The following is a 949-nucleotide window of genomic DNA, read 5'->3' on the forward strand; positions in this document are numbered from 1 at the left end:
ATACCCGCATACAGCAGTTTCAACAGGCTATTTTCGTTGGCAAACCCACCCTTGGTCTTGGTGAGTTTTCGGAACTGCCGGTGCACGGCTTCAACGGCGTTAGTCGTGTAGACAGCTTTACGCACATAGTCGGGGTACTTGAAGTAGGCCGATAGTGTGGGCCACTTATTGCGCCAGGAAGCGATGACAAGCGGGTATTTGTCGCCCCATTTGGCTTCCAACTCGTCCAATGCCAGCTCGGCGGCATTGAGCGTAGCCGCCTTGTAGACCGCCTTCAAGTCGGCCATGAAGGCCTTTTGATTTTTCGAGGCGACGTACTTCAGCGAGTTCCGTATCTGGTGGATGATGCAGTGTTGGATCTCGGTGTTGGGATAGAGGCTTTCAATCGCTTCAGGGAAGCCTTTCAGGCCGTCAACACAGGCAATGAGAATGTCCTGGACACCACGGTTATAGAGGTCGGTGAGCACACTTAGCCAGTGGTGAGCGCCTTCCTGGTCGGAGAGATACAGGCCGAGAAGCTCCTTCTTGCCCTCGATGTTCAGCCCCAGAATGGTATAGACGGCCTTGCTGGTATAGCGGCCATGTTCCCGGATCTTGTAGTGGATCGCATCAAGCCAGACAATGGGATAGATGGCCTCCAGGTCACGCTCGCGCCAGGCCTGAAGCTCCGGTATCAGCTTATCGGTGACGGCATTGAGGGTGCCGTTGGAAAGCGAGATGCCATACAGGTCGGCAATATGCGTGCGAATGTCCTGATAGCTATTGCCCAGAGCGTATAGCGCAATGACTTTGCGTTCCAGTTCGTCGGTTAACTGAGTCTGGTGCTTCTTGACGATTTGCGGTTCAAAGGTGCCATTGCGATCGCGCGGTGTGGTTAGCTCAAAGCGGCCTGCAGGGCTTTTCATGGTCTTGGGAGAGCCCCCGTTTTTGCGGTTGGGCGTCTCTTGAT

At 54.6% G+C, this 949-nt stretch carries 1 protein-coding gene; it reads right to left on the reverse strand.

Features of this window, described 5'->3' with window-relative positions:
- Positions 1–949 (reverse strand): IS256 family transposase (locus tag INT20_RS17920; protein WP_193057452.1); only part of this gene is annotated, 949 nt, incomplete at both ends.

The organism is Halomonas citrativorans, assembly GCF_014898005.1.
Taxonomy (GTDB): Bacteria; Pseudomonadota; Gammaproteobacteria; order Pseudomonadales; family Halomonadaceae; genus Vreelandella; species Vreelandella citrativorans.